The 256-nt window shown below is 43.8% G+C and carries 1 pseudogene; it reads left to right on the top strand.

Annotated elements, in window-relative coordinates:
* Window positions 1-69: 69 nt before the first annotated feature.
* Window positions 70-256, top strand: a pseudogene (locus KVT34_RS30565) (RNA polymerase sigma factor); the annotation flags it as partial.

Below are 256 nucleotides of genomic sequence, written 5' to 3'. Positions count from 1 at the left end.
CGGCGTCAACGAAATTAAGGGAGCATTGAACCCGGAATCTTGTCTAATAGGTTGGGAGGGGCACAAAAATTGGAAACCGATTACCTGAAATATTTTCAAGAGGTCAGTAGTACGGAATTGAACAATTTGTTGACTCAATATGGGGCCGAGGGGGGGAGGTATGCCTATGCATGGACCGGAAATTACGAACAATCCAATGATAACGCGCAGGAAGAATTTCTAAAAGTTCATTTGAAAATGTATACCCTCCGGGGAA

This window comes from Paenibacillus sp. GbtcB18 (assembly GCF_019091125.1).
Taxonomy (GTDB): Bacteria; Bacillota; Bacilli; order Paenibacillales; family NBRC-103111; genus Paenibacillus_F; species Paenibacillus_F chitinolyticus.
This window is presented reverse-complemented; position numbering and strand designations above follow the sequence as displayed.